18 protein-coding genes are annotated in these 19,215 nt (G+C 48.9%); 10 read left to right on the plus strand and 8 right to left on the minus strand.

Annotated features, from left to right (window positions below):
• The first annotated feature begins 525 nt into the window (after positions 1-525).
• Both ACO6VE_RS18225 and ACO6VE_RS18230 read left to right on the plus strand, forming a co-directional pair.
• Positions 526-1,413 (plus strand): hypothetical protein, encoded by an 888-nt coding sequence (locus ACO6VE_RS18225; RefSeq protein WP_422448569.1) that lies wholly within the window; start codon positions 526-528, stop codon positions 1,411-1,413.
• A 337-nt stretch (positions 1,414-1,750) separates the two neighbouring features.
• Positions 1,751-2,311, plus strand: a complete 561-nt coding sequence (locus tag ACO6VE_RS18230) for a Smr/MutS family protein (RefSeq protein ID WP_422448571.1) — start codon at positions 1,751-1,753, stop codon at positions 2,309-2,311.
• Between the two features lie 4 nt (positions 2,312-2,315).
• Here the strand turns inward: ACO6VE_RS18230 and ACO6VE_RS18235 are convergent, their stop codons facing one another.
• Positions 2,316-4,010: an amidase family protein gene (locus tag ACO6VE_RS18235; protein WP_422448573.1), complete on the minus strand. Its 1,695-nt coding sequence runs from the start codon at positions 4,008-4,010 to the stop codon at positions 2,316-2,318.
• 500 nt (positions 4,011-4,510) lie between these two features.
• The gene (locus ACO6VE_RS18240) at positions 4,511-5,017 is read right to left on the minus strand and encodes an acyl-CoA thioesterase (RefSeq protein ID WP_422462740.1); all 507 of its coding nucleotides are present in this window, start codon (positions 5,015-5,017) and stop codon (positions 4,511-4,513) included.
• Positions 5,018-5,089: 72 nt separating this feature from the next.
• Here ACO6VE_RS18240 and ACO6VE_RS18245 point away from each other — a divergent pair, with 72 nt between their 5' ends.
• Both ACO6VE_RS18245 and ACO6VE_RS18250 read left to right on the plus strand, forming a co-directional pair.
• Positions 5,090-5,275 (plus strand): hypothetical protein, encoded by a 186-nt coding sequence (locus ACO6VE_RS18245; RefSeq protein ID WP_422462742.1) that lies wholly within the window; start codon positions 5,090-5,092, stop codon positions 5,273-5,275.
• A gap of 315 nt (positions 5,276-5,590) precedes the next feature.
• Positions 5,591-7,279, plus strand: coding sequence for a hypothetical protein (locus ACO6VE_RS18250; RefSeq protein WP_422462744.1), 1,689 nt, complete (start codon positions 5,591-5,593; stop codon positions 7,277-7,279).
• 331 nt (positions 7,280-7,610) lie between these two features.
• On the opposite strand, the gene ACO6VE_RS18255 is transcribed toward ACO6VE_RS18250, so the two are convergent.
• The gene (locus ACO6VE_RS18255) at positions 7,611-7,844 is read right to left on the minus strand and encodes a hypothetical protein (protein ID WP_422448579.1); all 234 of its coding nucleotides are present in this window, start codon (positions 7,842-7,844) and stop codon (positions 7,611-7,613) included.
• 87 nt (positions 7,845-7,931) lie between these two features.
• Between ACO6VE_RS18255 and ACO6VE_RS18260 the strand changes: the two genes are divergently transcribed.
• Together ACO6VE_RS18260 and ACO6VE_RS18265 are read left to right on the plus strand one after the other, a co-directional pair.
• On the plus strand, positions 7,932-10,394 hold the full coding sequence (locus ACO6VE_RS18260) for a hypothetical protein (RefSeq protein ID WP_422462746.1): 2,463 nt from the start codon (positions 7,932-7,934) through the stop codon (positions 10,392-10,394).
• Between the two features lie 78 nt (positions 10,395-10,472).
• Positions 10,473-11,555, plus strand: coding sequence for an ankyrin repeat domain-containing protein (locus tag ACO6VE_RS18265; protein WP_422462748.1), 1,083 nt, complete (start codon positions 10,473-10,475; stop codon positions 11,553-11,555).
• A 61-nt stretch (positions 11,556-11,616) separates the two neighbouring features.
• On the opposite strand, the gene ACO6VE_RS18270 is transcribed toward ACO6VE_RS18265, so the two are convergent.
• Entirely contained in the window at positions 11,617-11,931 is a 315-nt protein-coding gene (locus tag ACO6VE_RS18270) for a DUF4286 family protein (protein ID WP_422462750.1), read from the minus strand.
• A 71-nt stretch (positions 11,932-12,002) separates the two neighbouring features.
• Positions 12,003-12,641: an O-methyltransferase gene (locus tag ACO6VE_RS18275; protein WP_209203402.1), complete on the minus strand. Its 639-nt coding sequence runs from the start codon at positions 12,639-12,641 to the stop codon at positions 12,003-12,005.
• A gap of 129 nt (positions 12,642-12,770) precedes the next feature.
• Here ACO6VE_RS18275 and ACO6VE_RS18280 point away from each other — a divergent pair, with 129 nt between their 5' ends.
• Positions 12,771-13,049: a SelT/SelW/SelH family protein gene (locus tag ACO6VE_RS18280; protein WP_163373176.1), complete on the plus strand. Its 279-nt coding sequence runs from the start codon at positions 12,771-12,773 to the stop codon at positions 13,047-13,049.
• A gap of 49 nt (positions 13,050-13,098) precedes the next feature.
• Here the strand turns inward: ACO6VE_RS18280 and ACO6VE_RS18285 are convergent, their stop codons facing one another.
• Genes ACO6VE_RS18285 through ACO6VE_RS18295 form a run of 3 tightly spaced genes read right to left on the minus strand, consistent with a single transcriptional unit; the run spans position 13,099 to position 14,664 of the window.
• The gene (locus ACO6VE_RS18285) at positions 13,099-13,782 is read right to left on the minus strand and encodes a TIGR04211 family SH3 domain-containing protein (RefSeq protein WP_422448588.1); all 684 of its coding nucleotides are present in this window, start codon (positions 13,780-13,782) and stop codon (positions 13,099-13,101) included.
• 6 nt (positions 13,783-13,788) lie between these two features.
• Positions 13,789-14,088, minus strand: a complete 300-nt coding sequence (locus tag ACO6VE_RS18290) for a YciI family protein (RefSeq protein WP_422462752.1) — start codon at positions 14,086-14,088, stop codon at positions 13,789-13,791.
• Positions 14,089-14,664 (minus strand): septation protein A, encoded by a 576-nt coding sequence (locus ACO6VE_RS18295; protein WP_422462753.1) that lies wholly within the window; start codon positions 14,662-14,664, stop codon positions 14,089-14,091.
• Positions 14,665-14,965: 301 nt separating this feature from the next.
• Here ACO6VE_RS18295 and ACO6VE_RS18300 point away from each other — a divergent pair, with 301 nt between their 5' ends.
• The 3 genes from ACO6VE_RS18300 (at position 14,966) to ACO6VE_RS18310 (ending at position 19,208) form a co-directional block, all read left to right on the plus strand.
• Positions 14,966-15,856 carry a PHP domain-containing protein gene (locus ACO6VE_RS18300; protein WP_422448592.1) on the plus strand — a complete coding sequence of 297 codons (891 nt, stop codon included), beginning with the start codon at positions 14,966-14,968 and terminating at the stop codon, positions 15,854-15,856.
• Positions 15,857-16,407: 551 nt separating this feature from the next.
• Complete coding sequence (locus ACO6VE_RS18305) at positions 16,408-17,034, plus strand: L-threonylcarbamoyladenylate synthase (RefSeq protein WP_269676060.1); 627 nt, start codon at positions 16,408-16,410, stop codon at positions 17,032-17,034.
• 224 nt (positions 17,035-17,258) lie between these two features.
• A complete protein-coding gene (locus ACO6VE_RS18310) occupies positions 17,259-19,208 on the plus strand; it encodes a MutS-related protein (protein WP_422462755.1) in 1,950 nt (649 codons plus the stop codon).
• The last annotated feature ends 7 nt before the right edge of the window (positions 19,209-19,215 follow it).

Consider the following 19,215-nt stretch of genomic DNA (forward strand, 5'->3'; position numbering starts at 1 on the left):
CTGCCTTATGCCGAAACGGTTGAGAAACTGGAGCAGCTTCTACCCTGGGCAGTGAAGGCATCTCAAGAATAAGCCGATCCGGCGGGGTTGGCTATTACGCTGGTTAAATTGGCGTTTACGTTTCTGTACTTAATATGGGGAACCTGGAGATATTCTGTCATGACAATACACGCCATGACTGCCAGAACTTGATGACTATAAAGTCAGGAAATATCCATTTGAAAGTACAACATTTGCCGAAATAAAAAAATTTTTATGCGTTCTAATCTGTTGAACTTTTATAAGATTTCTAACGTTGAAATCTATCAATACGACGGTGAATATATAAACGTCGTGGCAAGCTGGCTGGTGTAACGGAGAAACTTTAATACAAAAGAGTGGTCTTAATCTGTAATTCAATAGTTCAATAGTTCAATGAATAGACTTAACTTAGAGTCAACGTTCGTTTCTGTTGATTCCTGTCTACAGGATTCTGCAGAGACACCTTTTATACCACCTTGTTGTGTTACCAGTTTACAGCCAAGGATGGTCGGCTATTATACGCAGATACTGGGTCCATACCGTCACGGATATTTAAATGAGGTAGTAATAAGTCAGAACACACCATCTTCTCCACGTTCGATTAATGATTTTTCAATTTCTCTTTTACCACCCACTGCAAGCGAATTAGTGCCTCCTGAATTATCACCAGAAAACCTTGATGAAATTTCAGGTTGTGACTCAGCCAGTGAATCTGTTGATAATGATTTTGCATCCACAGATTTAACCTCAACAAACTCTCAACAAATAGCTCAGCAATTCCCCCGGGAAAGTTTGTTAGCTGATCTTTCTCAGCCATCATCACGTCCAATTGCTGTTGCTGGTCCGTTGAATAAAGACACACAAAAGAAAGCCATAACGAAAATTATTGAGTTTAAAGCACCTGAATTGTCCGGTTCTGGTGAACCCCTACACCCCACACCCGCAGCAGCCCACGATCAGTCCAAGAAAGGGAAGGCTTCAGAACAGTCCGAGCAACGGAAGGCTTATCAGAAAGCTTACCGTAAGTCCGAGAAGTATAAGGCTACCCAAAAAGCTTACAGACTGTCCGAGAAAGGGAAGGCTACCAAACGAACTTACAGTCAGTCCGAGAAAGGGAAAGCTGCCAGACGAGCTTACGAACAGTCCGAGAAAGGGAAGGCTGCCAAACGAGCTTGGGCACAGTCAGAGAAAGGGAAGGCTTATGGACAGTCCGAGAAAGGGAAGGCTGCCAAACGGGCCTGGGCACAGTCCGAAATAGGGAAGGCTTACCAGAAGGCTTACCAGAAGGCTTACCAAAAGGCCTTCAAGATTTTCGGTGATGTAGAACAAGCAAAAGTCGCTGGTAAGCAAGCTGCAACCTTTATAATAGAATCAAATAAAGCAAAAAAATAAAATTTGGTTTCAACTTGAATTCAAGTCCATTTAGAAATCTCTTACTAGCAGGACTTGTTGCGCTCGTTGCTTTTTATTTCAACTGTGCGACGGTATCCCGCCGTGCCGGTTTTCGTATTTTGGGCAATCAAGGCACGCCATCCAATCAAATGGCTGTCAAGATAAGGTTCATTGTTATTTGTGCTAACTTCAATAGTCCGATAATTCAATGAGTCACTTTAACAAAACATCTCAACCAGAAACTACTCTCAAGTGGTTTGATGATACTGGCACAATTAGTACAATACCTTTCCGGTTAACTGTTAACCACCGTACTCAGCGATAAGTAGCCATTTTTATGCCAGAGCGAGATGACGAGCAAAGCTTTCAGGAAGCCATGAGGGATGTACAACCATTGGTTGGCAAAAAAGGCAACAAGACGCATTCTGGCATCCATCGCAAGACGAATTCAGATATTCCACAAAGCACTCTAAGGGCTCGCCGCAAGGCTGCCGAGCTGGACAAGCCATCCTCTGGTGCTGCACTCTCTGACGCCTGGATTGAGCCTGTCGATCCTGAACAGTTTATTGAATACTCTCAGCCCGGAATCCAGACCACAAGGCTCAGGCAACTGCGTCAGGGGACGATCCCGGTTCAGTTTCAAGTGGATCTGCATGGCTATAAGATTGATGAAGCCAGAGATCTTATCCATGAGTTCATTCAGGTTTCCCGCTACCGTGGGCTGACCTGTGTACGCATCATTCATGGTAAGTCTCACCGCAGCAAAGAACGACAATCGACGTTAAAGAGCCATACCAATCACTGGTTAAAACAGATACCGGATGTTCTGGCATTTTGTTCTGCCCCGCCTTCCGAAGGTGGCACCGGTTCTGTTCTGGTTCTGCTGAAGAGGAAATAAACCGCTAACTTTCCCGGTGCAGATAGTCACCAAAATAGATGGCCGGTTTTTTCATTCTCAGCTCATTACGTTCCCGGGTTACATTTTCAAACTCTTTTGCCAACGGCATAAAATGGTAAAGGTTGCAGTCATCTTCCGAAGTACTCATCAGGGTTAGTCCGACAGGCATACCATGAACTTTATCATGGCCAACAGGCAGAGTAATTGCAGGCACATCAAGCAAGTTGGCCAGACTGGTGAGCTGACTCAACTGCAATGAACTCCGTAAGTCAGCCATACCGTATTGTTTTTCGCCCCTGATAATATCTCTGCTCACTTCGGGAATCGTGGGCATCAGAATAACGTCAACGCCTCGATCTTTGAGTGATTTAAGGTGCTGTTTGAATTGCGCACGGTTTTCTCTGGCAACGCGCTTCATCCGATCAGTAAACGATTTGGCCAAATTCATATTCAGCTTGAGTTCCGGATCGGCCTGGTTCCGTTGATCATCCGATAACGCGGTTGAATTAAAGGCTTGCAGTTCTTCAGAGCCAAAAAGTACCACATGGGACAGGGCCAGTGCCCTGGCATTCCCGGGAGAGTTCTCAAGATCCATAAGGTGGACTTCCTGCACATTTCTGGCCTTGCCATATTTACTCTGCCAGCAGCCAATGGCCTGCTGGCATTTTTCTGCAACGGCCGGATTGGCAATGCCCATGGCATCCAGATCAATCGCCACACCCAGCTTCTGGTAGTCCAAACAGCGTTTATCTGGTCTGACACTGCTGGACGCCAGAAACGCCTTTGCAATATCGCCCACCTTAAGTCCTAAAATTCCTGACTCTACCATTGACTCCGGGTTATCTTTATAGGCTCCCCCTGTCTGATCAAGAAACGATTCAGCACGACTTTCTTCCTTGCCACACTTCCCCCCGACAATGCCCGTTGCTGCCGCGGGTATGCGGACAGAACCACCACCATCACTGCCGATGGCAATGGGCAACAGACCACTGCTGACCGCAACGGCACCACCAGAAGTGGAACCACCGGGAATTTTAGGTCGGCCATTTTTCCCCAGATAGGTATTAGCCAAAGGACCATCTTTGGGATTGATACCACTGGCACCGGCACCCAGTGCATGCTGGGTGTTGGTTTGCAGCAGGCAAAATTCATCAGAAGCACCAAGCATATCGAGAAACCTTGTGGTTACCGTTTGCTTAACACCATTCCCTTTCATTCCATGGGTTGCTGTCATCCCCTTTAAGTGAAATTCAGCCTTGACCGAAACGGGTATTTTATTATGTTGGAAATCAGCGGCTTGCAACGGCTGCTCAAAAATACCCTGTTCGCTGATACACCCTCTCTCTGACTCTGATAGTTGATCTGATTGGCAGGCTTTTTTAATAGCATCTGACATATTCTCAGCATTAACGCCACACCAGTCAGACAGTGGCTTATCCAGATGGCTATCAGGCTCCCGGTCAGGCTTGATTTCAGATAACAATTGCAGATATTCATTGTCGTTTATTGTCTCTTCATCACCAGCGGCCCGAGACGTAACAGCACTATCCGAACTTGCCTGGTTTATCCTCTGATCACTGAACGTCACTCTTTCGGGCATTGAATTCGATAATCCGGAAATAAACCGCATAATCGGTGTAACGATTTCAAAACGGGACATTCGTTCAAGAACATATTTCAGAAAAGGCCCTTTGTTCATGCGGCCCGAAGGAACCAGATTCTCAGCCCGGCATTGAGGGTATTGTTTAATTATACGATGGCAGAAGAACCCGGAGTCATTAGCCTTTGATTGAGAACAAAACTCACATGCAAGAGCTACTGACTTCGATGCTGATAGTGCAGTTGACGCATCCATTTTGACCCCATCTTCTATATGTCTGCTGAAGTATCTATGTGTGTGCTATCCCTGAAGTGAATAAGTATGAAATAACTGTCATGTGAATGAAGCCACACATGATGAAAAACTGAACCGTCGCTCCCAGCGTTGCACCCAATCAGTCTGTCTTCTGATAAAACGAATACAATAACGATGCGGGTTAAACAGGGAACTTGTCTGTTCCAGTCCACTGACCAGACCGGGCAACAGTCCAGCCTGTATACCAAAAATTTTTCGCCAAAGTTTGGACAATGAACAGTAACATTAGTTCATTGCCAATATCCCAGATTTTGCCCTGTGAACTTTGAAAAAGTTCGATGAAGTTAGCTACTTGCTATCCCGCCCGCTTCAATTGTCTGAATATGGGCTTTCACTTCCTCTGGAATACTGGTCTTGCGATTGGTCAAAAAGTTAAACATAACGCCCGTTGCGGTACCGGTTGTGGTCACTTTGTTCAGGCTTTTACTGAAAATCGCATACTCCATGGTAAAACGGTCTTCCTGCACATCACGAACTCTTGAGCCCACCAGCAAGGTGTCTGGATAGGTAACCGGAACCTTGTAAAAGCATTGGGTATGACTGATCACCGGGCCAATACCACTGCCTTTCGCTTTTTCCATCATCTGCATTTTGCCGAAATAATCGATCCGGGCTGATTCAAAATAACGGAAATACACGACATTATTGACATGCTGAAGGGCATCCATATCCCCCCAGGCTACGGGTATCTCAGTGATAACGGTATAGTCTTCCAGCAGGTGCTCCACAGTAATTACTCCTTTTTTCTTTCTATTATTGTGTGCATTTAACAGGAATGCGCGTGCAACCATAAAGGGAATTCGGGTAATTAACAACAGATCGGTAACCTTCTGCTCGGTGCCTACACGTCAGGTCTCACCTGGATGGGCTGTAAAACCGGCCTTTCTACTCACCTTCTCTCTGAATACGCTTTTGATAAGGTGTGCCGCCAGGCTTCGGTCATCCTCTCTATCCGTCGAGGTAAGTTGATTGCCAGCACCGAGCCAGCCCGAACCAGGCTCTATTACTCTGGCCAGTCCAGGGATATTGACCTGAGCTGGTCGATTTAGGAATTGTTACGAAATAATTTCCACATTTTGAACTCGATCTCCGTTCATCCTGAGTGCTGAGCTTGTCGAAGTATCGAAGGGTGATTGGCACAATACATGAGGCCGGAGTTCACGCCCTTCGACAGCCTCAGGACGAACGTAGTTTTGAAACCCTGAAGTGTGGTCATTATTTCAGAACAGCTCCTTAACCGGTCCCCTGCTCCCCATATTCCGGGGAGCAGCCGCTTTTTTCGCGCCATTTGCAACCCTTTCCCCATTTATCTGTCTATATTGTCTGAGGCTTCATGAAACGCTGGATTCACTGAGGAAGTACAGATGGCAATAACAAGATGGCTGATTTTCACTCTCCTTTGCGGGATAACCGCGCTCGCCGCCGCTTATCCTGAAGCTGACCAACAGGGCGCTGTTTATAAAGGGCTGCAGGATGTCCATACCATCGCAGAAATGCAGGGAATCAACCCCCGGGATACAACGGTCCGATGGGAAATCGGCGACAATAATCTGCAGGAGTGGCTGCTCGCTCCCTGGAACAAACTGAAAGTGGACGAAGCCCTTGCCGCTTACCAACAGCAGTACGGCTCTATCACCCAGACGGCTGCCAGAGTGGTCATTGGTGCCATCAGCAATAATTTTGATGCCTCTGGCCATCTGATTACCGAAGCTGAACGCCAGCAGCTGTTAGAGCGGGTTCAGCAGACTCAATATCTTCAGAGGTTTCACCCCAGAGCCCGGGCCATAACCATCGCCGATGCTGATGCGCAGTTTTTCCCCAGTGATGTATTTTTTACCAATAATCTGGCTCAGGCTTCCAATGTTGCCGCTAACCAGAAATCATCCAGTACGCTTATTCTGAGAAATACCCCGGTCTTTGTGCTTGGTCAGTTAACGACTATTGACTCAGCAGGTCTGGAGTCTGCCGAAGATAGCTGGGTAGCCCTGTGGCGTCCGGAGTTTGGCCTCAAGTTCACCAAGGCAAGGCATATCGCCTTTGTCGATGACTCTCTGGCGGGTGAACTTCCCGTTTCATCCCGGGATCCTGATAGCCAACTGAAACTGACCGTCACCAGCCGGGTCAGAAGTCAGGACATAAACCTGCGATTGCCTTTAGGCACCCCGGTATACAGCCTGAGTGGCAGGTACTTTTTCGCAGCGCGAAACCATCAACCTCCGGCATCCCGGCAGATAGAATCGTCAGAGTTACGGCTTTATTCTGCCCAGCTGTCCCCGGAGGAATTATCGGTTGATCCTGCGGGAAAACTGGATAATCAGGTGATACAAGTGCCAATTCCCCTGAGTTACCAGAACTATCTGAACCAGCTGAGTAATACCCTGTTAAAATACCCGTCAGACTATGTTGCGCCGGAACACAATGAGAACCGTTACTTTGCCTTTGGCGAAGGCACCATTGGCCCTGACGGTGAAAGGGGGATGGACGCTTCCACCTTCGTCCTGAAGCTCATTCAGCCTTTTGGCAAATGGCTTCCCAGATATTCCGTTCATCAGGTTGAAGAAGGCATCAAAAACCGTTTGATCATGACCACTCAAAATGCATCCCCGGAGGAAAACTATCAGGCCATGCTGAATCATTGCCAGGTGGGTCATTTTGTCTCCGTGGGACGTGGCAGCAATATGGCCTGTCTGGGCAGTATTACCCTGGATCAGCTGGGACAGCTCAGTGACCAGGCCTATGCGGATGCGGTAACTACCGGAGGGATGACAGATCAGGACCGTGTCCCACTACTGGCACTCAGCACCGTCGGACTGACAACCATAGAGGATGTTATGATCAATAAACCGGCAGGTTCTATGGAATTCCAGGCAACCGGTGAAACGCTGCCGCTGTATCTGGCGGCAAAAACGTCAATGCCCGTCTGGTATATTACTGGTAAGGCGGCAGTCTACCCCGTCTTTAAATCGGGCTATCTGAGCAGCCTTATCCGCGATGGCAGATCACTGACATTTTACCGTTATTTTGAGCCTGTAGGCGCGACACCCGGTGATTGAGCTTCCGGGCACAAACTTCAGGTAGCAAAGGAAGGCGCATTCCTGCCTTCCTGCTGTCTCATTCGGCTGATACATCACATTCCAATGAGTTTGATGAATACAATCTCCGTTCACCCTGAGCGGAATCTGGACGTCATTGATAGAAGGAAACCATCAATGGAACCTATTAATTATTTTGAGGTCAAATTCCGGAATTTCCATTCCATGCTTGAAAGGTTTCATTCTGAGAGCAACAGCACCACCTTTCTACCCTTCGGGATCGATTGATCGACGAGCTGGTTCAAGCGGGACTCCTCACCGCTCCCGAAGTGCATTTAACGGTAAACAAGTATCAAACCATCAGTCTCAGAGAAGTACGACGCCGCTCCATGTCGATAGTAAATGCGTTGAAGATGCCTTTTGGGAAAAACAACCATTTCAGGGTCGTAAAGTCACCTCGGCTGTTGTCCTTAACGCCTATGGGAATGATACAACGTCCCTTCGACCTGGCTTCTTCCTGCAAAAACTGTGCTTGCAGAACATTCTCCATGGCAATAGAAAAGTTACCCCGGATCAGGTCATTCAAGAATTCAACCGTAAACCGGATCGAAATAATAAGTGCAAATTAGCCTTGGCACGCTTTATGCAGCACTGTCTCCATAGGGGCATGCCGGTGAAGGGCCAGAGTGTCACGCCGGATATGGTGGTTAAGTATTTCCCGGATGGTCCGGAAGGCAAACTGGGGTTAGCAAGGTTCAAAGAAGAATGTTGCCTGAGTGGCCTGCCGTTAAATGGCCAGCAGGTCACGACGGAAGCAGTGTTCAGGAATTATCAGGCCATCAGGGCAACACTGGAGCTGGCACGCTTCAAATCGGAATGTTGCCTGAGGGAGTTGTCGTTGCATGGTCGGCGGATCACACCGGAGGCAGTGGTTAGAGGTTGTCAGGCTGCCATGGCAACACTGGAGCTGGCGCACTTTAAGGAACAATGGTGCCTCAGGGGTCTGCTGTTGAATGGCCAGCAAATCGCACCGGATGCAGTGGTTAAGGATTATCAGACCGCCAACGCAACACTGGACCTGGCACGCTTCAAGCAAAAATGTTGCCTGAAGGGCCTGGCGCTGAATGGACAGCCGGTCACACCGGACGAGGTCGTTCAGAGTTACCCGGATAGTCCGGAAGGCAGGCTGGGGATAGCGCGCTTCATAACGGAGTGTTGCCTGCAGAACCTGCCACTGAATGGTTGGGAAGTCACAACAGATATGGTGGCCAGGAATTATCAGGCAGCCAACGCAACATTGGAGCTCGCCCACTTTAAGCAACACTGTTGCCTGATGCGGCTGCCGTTGAATGGTCAGCAGGTCATACCGGATGCAGTGGTTAAGGCTTTCCCGGACAGTCGGGAAGGCCAACTTGGCAAGGCACGCTTTAAAGCAGAATGTTGCCTGAAGCGCCTGGTGTTGAATGGCCAGTTCGTCAATCCGGATGAAGTGTTAAGGGGTTTTCAGGCAGTCAATGCAACACTGGAGCAGGGACGCTTCAAAGCGGAATGTTGCCTGAAGGGCCTGACGTTGAACGGCCAGCAGGTCTCACCGGATGCTGTGGTCAGGGATTATCAGGCAGCCAGGGCAAAACTGGAGCTGGCACGCTTTACAGCGGAATGTTGCCTGAGGGGCCTGACGTTGAATGGCCAGCCCGTCGCACCGGATTCCGTGGTTAAGAATTATCAGGCAGCCAGGGCAATACTGGAGCTGGCGCGCTTTAAGCAACAATGTTGCCTGAAAGGCCTGGCGTTAAATGGCCAGCCGGTCACCCCGGATGAGGTGGTCAGGGATTTCCCGGATAGTCCGGAAGGCAAACTGGGAATCGCGCGTTTTAAGCAATACTGTTACCTGAGGGGCATTGCATTGAATGGTCAGCAGGTTACATCGAATGAGGTGGTCAGGGGTTATCTGGCAGTCAAGGCAACACTGGAGCTGGCACGCTTTAAGGAACAATGCTGCCTGAAGGGGCTGCTATTAAATGGCCAGCAGGTTACCCCGAAAGAGGTGGTTAAGGGGTTTCAGGCAGCCAGAGCGACACTGGAGCTGGCGCGCTTTAAAGCGGAATGTTGCCTGAGGGGCCTGCCATTGGGCGGCCAACAGGTCTCAACGAAAGCGGTGGTCTCTGCTTATCAGGCAGCTTCAGCAGTACTGGAGCTGGCGCGCTTCAAAGAGGAATGTTGTCTGAGAGGCCTGACATTAAATGGCAAGCTGATTACAACGGACGAAGTGGTCAGGGGGTTCCCGGAAAGCCCCGAGGGCAAACTGAGATTAGTGCGCTTTAAGGAAGAATGTTGCCTGAGGGGCCTGACCTTGAATGGTCAGCAGGTCTCATCGGATGCGGTAGTTAAGGGTTATGAGGCAACCGGGGCTGTGCTGGAGCTGGCGCGCTTCAAAGCGCATTGTTGCCTGAAGGGCATGCTGTTGAATGGTCAGCCGGTCACACCGGATGCGGTGGTTAAGGTTTGTGAATGCGGCGGCTGGTTACTTCAAAAAGCCATTTTTTATGCTCAGCTGGCATTGAATGCCAGGGAATTGGATATTACCTGTCCGGATGACCAGGAAGTATTGGCAGCGTTTAATGAAGTCCCCGGTAATCATTCTGCAAGGCAAACCAGGTATCTGATGCTAAGGCTGCAACAATCTCAGCGGGACCATGAAACCGGTGAAGCCCGGAGTTTGCTGCAAGAGGCCTGGCAAATTTTGAACAGCGTATCGGTCAAAGGTGCAGAGGAACTTCGACTGGAATGTGTATTGACATTCATGGCTATGTATTATGGGCTGCCAATCAATCACCAGAAAGTGTCAGCAGAGCAGGTATTGCAATCCATCAAAACCCTGAGAAGTTCAGTTCAGACTTTACGCCTGCATTTCTTCTTCATGGCACACTGCTGCATCACGAAACAACCTGTAGATGGACAGGTAATCCATGAGGAACAGGTTCTGGAGTGTCTGCACAGTTTTTCTAAAGGTAGCAAAATGTCCCATGCTTTAGGCTGCTGGTTTGAACAGTCCGGCCCCGAAGCCAATGTTATGGATGAGATACTGTTGCTTCGGGAAAATACCATAGCCCTCGACAGTGATTGGCAGCTGTGAGCTGAGTGGTCGACCAGCGTCTGACGTGACAACTCTGTTAAGAAGCCAAACCAGAAGAATTTAACCCTGGAGCCTGATATGAATCGTGTTAGAGGTGTCTTTCATCTGCCCCGTGAGACTGTCAACCCGGATCCCGTTCATGAACCTCATGATAAGGTCCCGGCGGTACCTGAATTCACTGAGGCGGCGAGCAGGTTTCTGAATTCGGCAGAGATAGACGAGTTCGTTGGCAACGCCAGGGCCGTTGCGGCCGAGTTGCTTGCTCCCGATGGTTCCCTGGTGGATAGCTGGAACCTGCCCCATCAGCTTAACCCGTTTCATATTGCCTGCCTGGCGAAGAATAACGAGCTGTTGGAAGCCGCGCTTGAAGCCCCTCAATGGTGGAACATGATTGATCAATGCACCGCTGTCATTGATGTGAATGAACTGGCCGTTACTGCGGGTGATAAGAAAATGCCAGTCATGAACGGTGACCCTCCATTGCATTTTGCCCTGTCTAATGGCTGGAATGCCGGGGCTATAAGACTCATTAACGCACTTCTCAGCGCCGGAAAAATTGCCGATACGGTGAATAACACCGGCATTAGTACATTAAGCCTGGCTGCGGCCAGGAGCAACCTTAATGTAGTATCCGAGCTTTGTGATTATCTCTGTCATGAATTTCGCCAACTTTACTCCCAACGCTTTCTGATGCACCGCACAAACAATCAAAGCAATCTGCTGCATCACGCTGCACAGCAGCCAGATCCGGAGGTCTTTGAGTTTCTGCTGAAAGAGCAGCTTGCGGGTACTGGACGATCAACACTGCATCAGCCGGATGAGAGCGGGAAGACTCCGGTTGACCTGATTAAGGATTTATTGCTTGAAAGGCGCAGAATTGCCTTGAATGAAGCTGACAATTCCATGATGGCAGTTTACGCAAAGCGGCGAAAAATTGATTCGCTCCTGGCATTGTCAGACTATAAGAAGCAATTGGATAGCAATGATAGCCTGACGCGGAAATACTTTAAGGATTGCGGCTATCCTGATGGTCCATGGCAAAAGTTTTATATGGAGAATATTCTCGAGGCTGAACAGTTGCAGGCTCAATCCTCCTGGAATTCCAGCTGGTCAACCCCCGGGACATCTGCTCTGATTTCTGAGCAGCCTATGAGCCACTAATCCAAAAAACGGTCCAGAAATAACTAACCTGATTTTCTCTGCCCGGCCCCGGGTTTGACGATCAGTCGTCTTCCTTTAATACACGACGATATGCTGTGAACTGATGACCAAACGTGTCAATGCCCTCCTGGCGAAATGCAGGAGCAAGGTTTGCCAGGTAGTGATCCAGCGCATCCTGCCCGGACACTCGATAGCGAATGGAAAAACCGGTTGAATAAGGTCGTGCTGTCAGCTGATCATCTACCGTCAGCTTCAGTATCTCCGCACTGTGAAACCCTTCGGCCTTCAGCACAGCATCAACATGTGGCTTTAGCCAGGCCCTGAACTCATCCACAATTTCATTATCCACCAGACAATTGACTTCATAGATAATCATGAACGCCCCCTTCTTAAATACTCATTTGCGAGTAATGGATAATAGTGGATAAATGGCAGAAAGGCAGAAGGTCAGACTTTTCGCACAATATTTAAACCATGCCGGATGGGCAGCAGCACACTCTCAAGGTTTGGGTGCTGATAAATGTAACGATTCAGATCGGCAATCACCTGATCACGCTCCTCCTGAGGGTCAAGCACCTTCCCTTTCCAGAGGGCATCATCAATCACCACAAGCCCGTGAGGGTTCAGCATGGGCAGTACCAGCTCCAGATAATCGCGGTACTTCTTCTTGTCTGCATCAAGAAACACCAGGTCCAGTTTTTCCGCTGTTAATTCCGGGATCGTATCCAGCGCCCTGCCAAAGAGCACTTTGACTTTATGACCATGGGGAGACCGGTCAAAAAACTCCTGACCAATGGCAATGGACCGTGGGTTGGTTTCACAGGCATACACCACGCCATCATCGGGCAAACCTTCTGCCATGGATAGCGCTGCGTAGCCGGTAAACATACCAATTTCCAGCACGGTTTTACTGCGGCTGATCTTAACCAGCATTTTCAGGGTCTGCCCTACCAGCCGACCGGAGAGGTTAACGGGGTAACGGGTTCTGTCCACCGTGGCCTGAGCCAGCTCGGCCAGAAGCGGAGACTCACCGGACGTCATCGTCTGGCAATAGTTTTCTATTGCTGGATCAACCATCCAATCCATGCACTGTACCTTTCTTGATAAAAGAACCTTAATAAAAGAACCTTGATAAAAAGGGCACTCTCCATGAAGATGAGGCCACAATTTATCAAGCGTTGAAAAAAACAGCGGCGAATTTTAAGCGAGGGAGCCATGACAGAAAAGCCCGTTATTGAGATAGAGTACTGCAGTCAATGCCAATGGCTGTTGCGTTCTGCCTGGCTGGCACAGGAGCTGCTAAGTACCTTTAGTACTGATATAGGGGAAGTTCGGCTAAAGCCGGGAACAGGGGGCATCTTCATCATCAGGCTCAATGGCGAAGAGATCTGGGAACGGAAAAAGAACGGTGGATTTCCTCAACCCAAGGAAATCAAACAGAAAGTCAGGGACGTGATTGCCCCTGAAAGAGATCTTGGCCACAACGACCGTTGAGGGAGGTCAGATTCATCTAACCTCACCTCTGGAAACTCTAAGATAAACCCTAAACCCAGGCGCTCTCTTTCTTGCGGATTTTCAACATCGGCAGGAACAAACCAAGCAGAATACCCAGCAGTATTGTACCACCACCAAAGAGATACCAGCGCAGGCTGGTGTCTCTGAGCAGCTGACGGTTTTCCGCCTGCAGCACCTGCAACTGGTTCTTCAGCCGTTCGTTTTCCTCAACCAGCTGCTGGTTACGACGATCTATCGCCAGGGGCTCAGCAGAAATATCCTGAAGTCGTTTCAGCTCCACCTGCTGGCGATCCAGTTTATTATCCGCCTTGTTGAGTTCGGAGGTTACCTCTTGCAGCTGACCATCCCGTTCAATCAGGCGTTTTTCCAGCGCTTTATTGTCCGCCGCCATTTTTCTGGCCCGATCCAGGGCCGCGGGTAACTGGCGAAAAGCCGGTGGGTTGGTCATCAGGTATTGTGTCGGTACATAACCTTCCTGATCACCGTATTTCACTTTACTGAAGCCCTTGCCGGAATTTTCTTCCAGCAGTACCAGCGAAGTGCCGGTCTTCAGTCCACGGTGCAGAATCCGGTATTCATTACCGGGTCCGCTGCGCATGGGCACATAGGTAATATCAGTGATATATCGTGTCTCTGCACAGACCTGCCCGATCCATAACAACCCGAACAGAACAGCCAGCCAATGTTTTTGCATTTTCACAGGTATCAGCATCTCAAATCACGGCAGAACTTTTTTAAATGGCTTAACGATAACCTGTCGATAAACGCCAGCCTCAATATAGGGATCTGCATCTGCCCAGGCCTGGGCTTCGGTTAAGCTGGCAAATTCGGCAACCACCAGACTGCCGGTAAAACCAGCCTCTCCCGGATCATTGCTGTCTATGGCAGGACAGGGACCGGCCAGCACCAGCTGCCCTTTATCCTTTAGTTGCTGAAGCCGCTCAAGGTGTGCGGAGCGCGCCTTCATTCGCAATGGCAGGCTATTATCGACATCTTCACTGAAAATAGCGTAGAGCATTTATTTCTCCTCAGTCTGAATATGTTTTGAAATCACCAGAAACTGACCAATCACAAACAGGAATGTCAGAATAAGACTGCCGAACACTTTAAAGTCCACCCAGATATCGTGGAAGGTAAATGCCACAAACAGGTTGGCCGCCCCCAGAAGAATGAAAAAGATCACCCAGCTGATGTTCATCTTGAGCCAGATATTGTCCGGCAGTGTCAGGGCGTGTCCCATCATCCGCTCCAGCAGGGTCTTTTCACCAATAAACTGACTGCCCAGAAAAGCAACCGCAAAGATCCAGTTGACGATGGGGGTTTTCCACTTCAAAAAAGCTTCATCGTGAAACGTCAGTGTCATGCCCCCAAACAGCATAACCGCCGCGAGAGTAACCACATGGCTTTTTTCCAGCGCACGGTTTTTCAGATACAGGCTGCCGTACACCAGAACGGAAGCAACCATCAGCACCAGAGTTGCGCTGAACGGTCCACCCAGTTCAAAGTCATTTGCCCCCAGACTGACCGTTCTCGGGTCCATTTTATAGACGACAAAGAAAAGAATCAGAGGAATAAAGTCAATTATTTGCTTCATATTTGGCCAATCAGAGTAGAATAGGAGGCACCAATCAGGAGGCTGTCCGAGAATAGCGCCCGTAGCGAGGACGGCAGAAAATTGAGGATAAAAATTCGGTTTTGTGAGGTGAATAGCGGGGCTATTTGCCGAACAAAAGCGGATTTTTAGACCAATTTGCTGCCGCCACAGTAGGGCAGTCTATTCTCGGACAGCCTCCTAGTCACCCCGTTAGTAAATAACGGTCAGGGAGTTTGAGCCTGCTGGCAATAACAGTCAAACTACATAATAAACTAATTGAATTTCAGGGTAAGAGGCAATTTTGATTTCCATTGATTTACACAGCCACACCACCGCTTCTGATGGAACTCTTGACCCAGTTGAACTCTACCTCCGGGCTCAGGAACGACAGGTCCATACCCTGGCCATTACCGATCATGACACCGTTGCTGCCCATTACTTCCTCAGAGACCACCAGCCTGAGGGGGATATTCGATTAATCACCGGCATTGAGCTCTCCACTACCTGGTCGGGTGCTGAAATTCATATTGTCGGTTTGAATTTCTCCCTTGATCACCAGGACCTGGAGCTGGTCATAAAAGCCCAGGGCGAGTCCCGCAGAAAACGCTCACATCATATTGCCGAACGGCTGGCCCGCCGTTTGCCAGAATGGAATGCCGATCAGATTTTCCGCAAAGTCCTTGAGGTTGCGGTTGAACAACAGCAAAACAGCCATCATGGCTTTATGCTGAAACCGGACGACGTGCAGATTGGGCGGCCACACTTTGCCCGCTGGCTGATCAGTGAAGCACGATGCCATGATATGGATGCTGCGTTTCGCAAGTACCTCGATAACAGCAAAATTGGCAACCTTAAAGCCTTCTGGCCAAAGATGAGTCAGGGCGTTGCCTGGATCCGGGCACTGGGAGGAACGGCCGTTCTTGCCCACCCCGGAAAATACCGGATGACCGCCACCAGACTCCGGGCTCTGATCAAAGACTTTACCCTGGCAGGCGGGCACGCCATGGAGGTTCAAGGCTCTAACCACCCACACAGTCAGGTAGAGCAAATGGCACGCTATTGCCGGGAGTTTAACCTGATGGCATCACAGGGCAGCGATTTTCATAACCCGGACTACCCGTGGGTTGATATTGGTCGACTGCCTCCCTCTCTCCCTGCCAACCTGAAACCGGTTTGGGATATCTGGACATAGCACCTGCTGTGGCCGGGGAAGAAGGTGAAATCATTACCGTGTTGTCTGGGTAACACCCGTGAGTAATCACAAACAGAAATGTGAGCCCCACTGGCCAGCTCTTCTTTCCTGCTGACCTCAGTGTTATGATGCGCCACCGCTTTTGCGCAATCACCACCGTGCTCTTTCGCTGAAGCATCACTCTTTCGGCTGAAGGCTATTTTTTTAGCTAAAGACCCTTTTCTTGCTGAAGGCTCTACTACATGGTTTCAATGAGTTTGACGGGTTGTCGTGCCTCCGCACTCCGTTCGTCCTGAGCCTGTCGAAGGACCCATAGGGCCTAAAGGCGGAAACTCCGGACTCTGATAGATCGTGCCAAGCACCCTTCGTCCGTGCATCCTGAGCGGGGTCGAAGGGCGCTCAGGGTGAACGGAGATCGTACACGTCAAACTCATTGAAACCATGTACTACCCCTTCATCACTCTGAGTTATGGCCGACAAACTTGTTTGCTTGTCACCACCCACACCCCGGGCCATAGGTAGAGTGAATAACCCTGATGCTGACGATTACCATGAGCCAGTTCTTTCAGATTCACCCCGACAACCCGCAACTGCGCCTGATCCGTCAGGCTGTCGATATTATTCGCGATGGTGGTGTGATCGCCTACCCTACCGACTCAGCCTATGCCCTGGGTTGTCACATTGGCGATAAAAAGGCGGTTGAGCGCATCCGGAAAATTCGCAGGCTGGATGAAAAGCATAATTTTACCCTGGTCTGCAGAGACCTCTCCGAACTTGCGACCTATGCCCAGGTGAATAATACGCAATATCGAATGTTGAAAAATCACACACCGGGCCCCTATACCTTTATTCTGAAAGGGTCCAGGGAAGTGCCTCGACGGTTGATGCACCCGAAGAGGAAGACCATCGGCATACGTGTGCCTGAAGGTGCCATTGTGCAGTCATTGCTCAGCGAGCTGGGCTGCCCCATTATGAGTTCAACGCTCCACTTGCCTGGTGACGAGTTCCCCATGATGGATCCTTACGATATCCGCATGACGCTGGAACCCCAGCTGGACCTGATTATTGATGGCGGGTTCTGTGGCATGGAGCCGACGACAGTGGTCAGCCTGATGGAAGATGTCCCGGAACTTCTCAGGGTTGGCAAAGGTAATCCTGAGCCTTTTATGATTGATTAGTTTTTCTTGCGGTAAAGCAAGTATCAGCTGTTAGTTCACACAACTATCCATGACATGCCATGATGTGGAATTAACAGCAAATCTATTTTTCTACTATTCAGAAAAGTCGTCTAGGATAAATAGTCTAATTCAAAAGCCTGAATCCCATACTGCATCCAACAATCAAGAATCAATTAGTGAATATGTGAATAGTCGAAATCAATCAACAAAGCATTTATCAAACCATGCCAATATCAGCAATCAAAAAACCGGAAACCAAAAGATACCAAAATAAATTATTCATAATAATCTTTGGATTTCTTATACACCCTTTAGATATTCAGGCTGAACTTGGTATAAAAAACACCTATCAAACATCACAACAACACTTTTCTCAAGCCTACCCGGACACTAATGAAAAAATTGAATCAAAAGAAGTTAAAGGTGAACTTCCTGATATTATTCTTACACCCGGAGAAAAAAGAAAAATCGTATTAAAATCACTCACCCAACAAACCATCGACCAGGCCAGTTCCACAAACAAAATTCTGACACATTACGCCGTTAAAGACCTGGATTTATTAAATGGACCAACGCAGTCACCCGACCACAGCATTCTGAAAAGCCTTGGAACCCCGATTACCATATCCGGAGAAATCATGTTAGCCAATATGCTGATTACTCCGACAACCGATATCAACGTACTGAAAAAAAGACAATCCACCATTCAATACCTGATCGATAATCCAATAATCATGGCCAGGCTGGAGAATCATTTACAACGGTTCTCCGCCAATGAGGATGGCATCATATCTCTGCTTGACCCCTCCGATACTGTCTATAAAGGACTTTTCCAGAGCCTGGATGCTACCACTCAGTTTGGTATGAACCCGAAAACCAGCAATGAAAAAGAAGCCTCCCGTCGTTTTATTGAAAGCCTGAATTTGCTGAGCCTCGGGTTTATGCCAACCTACCTTTATTACAATTCTTCACATCCATTGCATCTGGTCAGCGGCTTGACACTTTATGGCCTGACACTTTATCTGACACAACGAAGTGCCAAAAGAGAGAGGAAATATTACACCTACGTAATGGAACGCAGCAGACGCCCGGGCCTTGCCTTATTTGAAGCCAGAAAACTCTGGATGACCCTTGAGAACCATCCACCGTTTCATGAAGTGCTGTTATCCTACCCGGAGCTTGCAAGGCTGGATTACTCGAAAGAGTTCCGGGAAATGCTCGCGCTATTGAAAGAGCCCCCTGAAAGCCCTGTCCGTTCTAACTGGCACTACTACACCTCTCACATGGGGTGCTACCACATGGCATTAGAACTGATGCAGAAGCACAAAAGTTCTCTGTTATACATCCTCAAGGCCGTGGGTGAAGTGGATGCCTGGCTGACCATTGCCAGACTGGTAAGCCAGGGTCAGCAAAGAGAAAGCAACCCAATTGCCTTTGCAAAATACATTCCGGAACACGCTTCACCCTACCTGAGACTTGACCGATTCTGGAATCCACATTTATCACCAGCAGTCGCCGTGCCAAACAGTATTGAAATAGGCGCGCAATTACCGTTGAACACCATCATTACAGGCCCTAATGCCGCCGGAAAATCGACCAATATGGAAGGCATTGCCATTGCCGTCCTGCTGGCACAGACCTTTGGAATTGCACCAGCGCACGATATTGAAATAACCCCGTTTTCCCTGATCCATACTCACATGGATATCAGCTCAGAGGTGGCAGCAGGGCTGTCAACCTTCAAGGCAGAATCGGTAAGAGCTATTGAACTGATGGACCATATTGAAAACATGGTAGAGTACCAGTTCAGCCTGACACTGATGGATGAGATTTTCAGCAGCACCAATCCGATAGAAGGTGAGGCTGGCACTTATGGCTACCTGAAAATCATTTCCAACAACCGGAACTGCATTAATATCTGCACAACCCACTACCCCAGACCCACACTGCTGGCTGATGAATACCCCGGAATATTCCAGAACATGCATGTTCACGCCGACATCACCAGTGACGGCAGACTGGTCTATGACTACCTTTTAAAATCCGGTTTTTCTGAACAGCATATTGCCATCAAGATTCTTGAAGATGAGGGCATTCAATCAGAATTTCTTGATATCGCCACGGACATCATCAAATATCCGGAACGATACCCTCTTCAAAACCGCAGACACTAGGAGCCTG

It is taken from the genome of Endozoicomonas sp. ALB115 (genome assembly GCF_049310245.1).
GTDB lineage: Bacteria > Pseudomonadota > Gammaproteobacteria > Pseudomonadales > Endozoicomonadaceae > Endozoicomonas.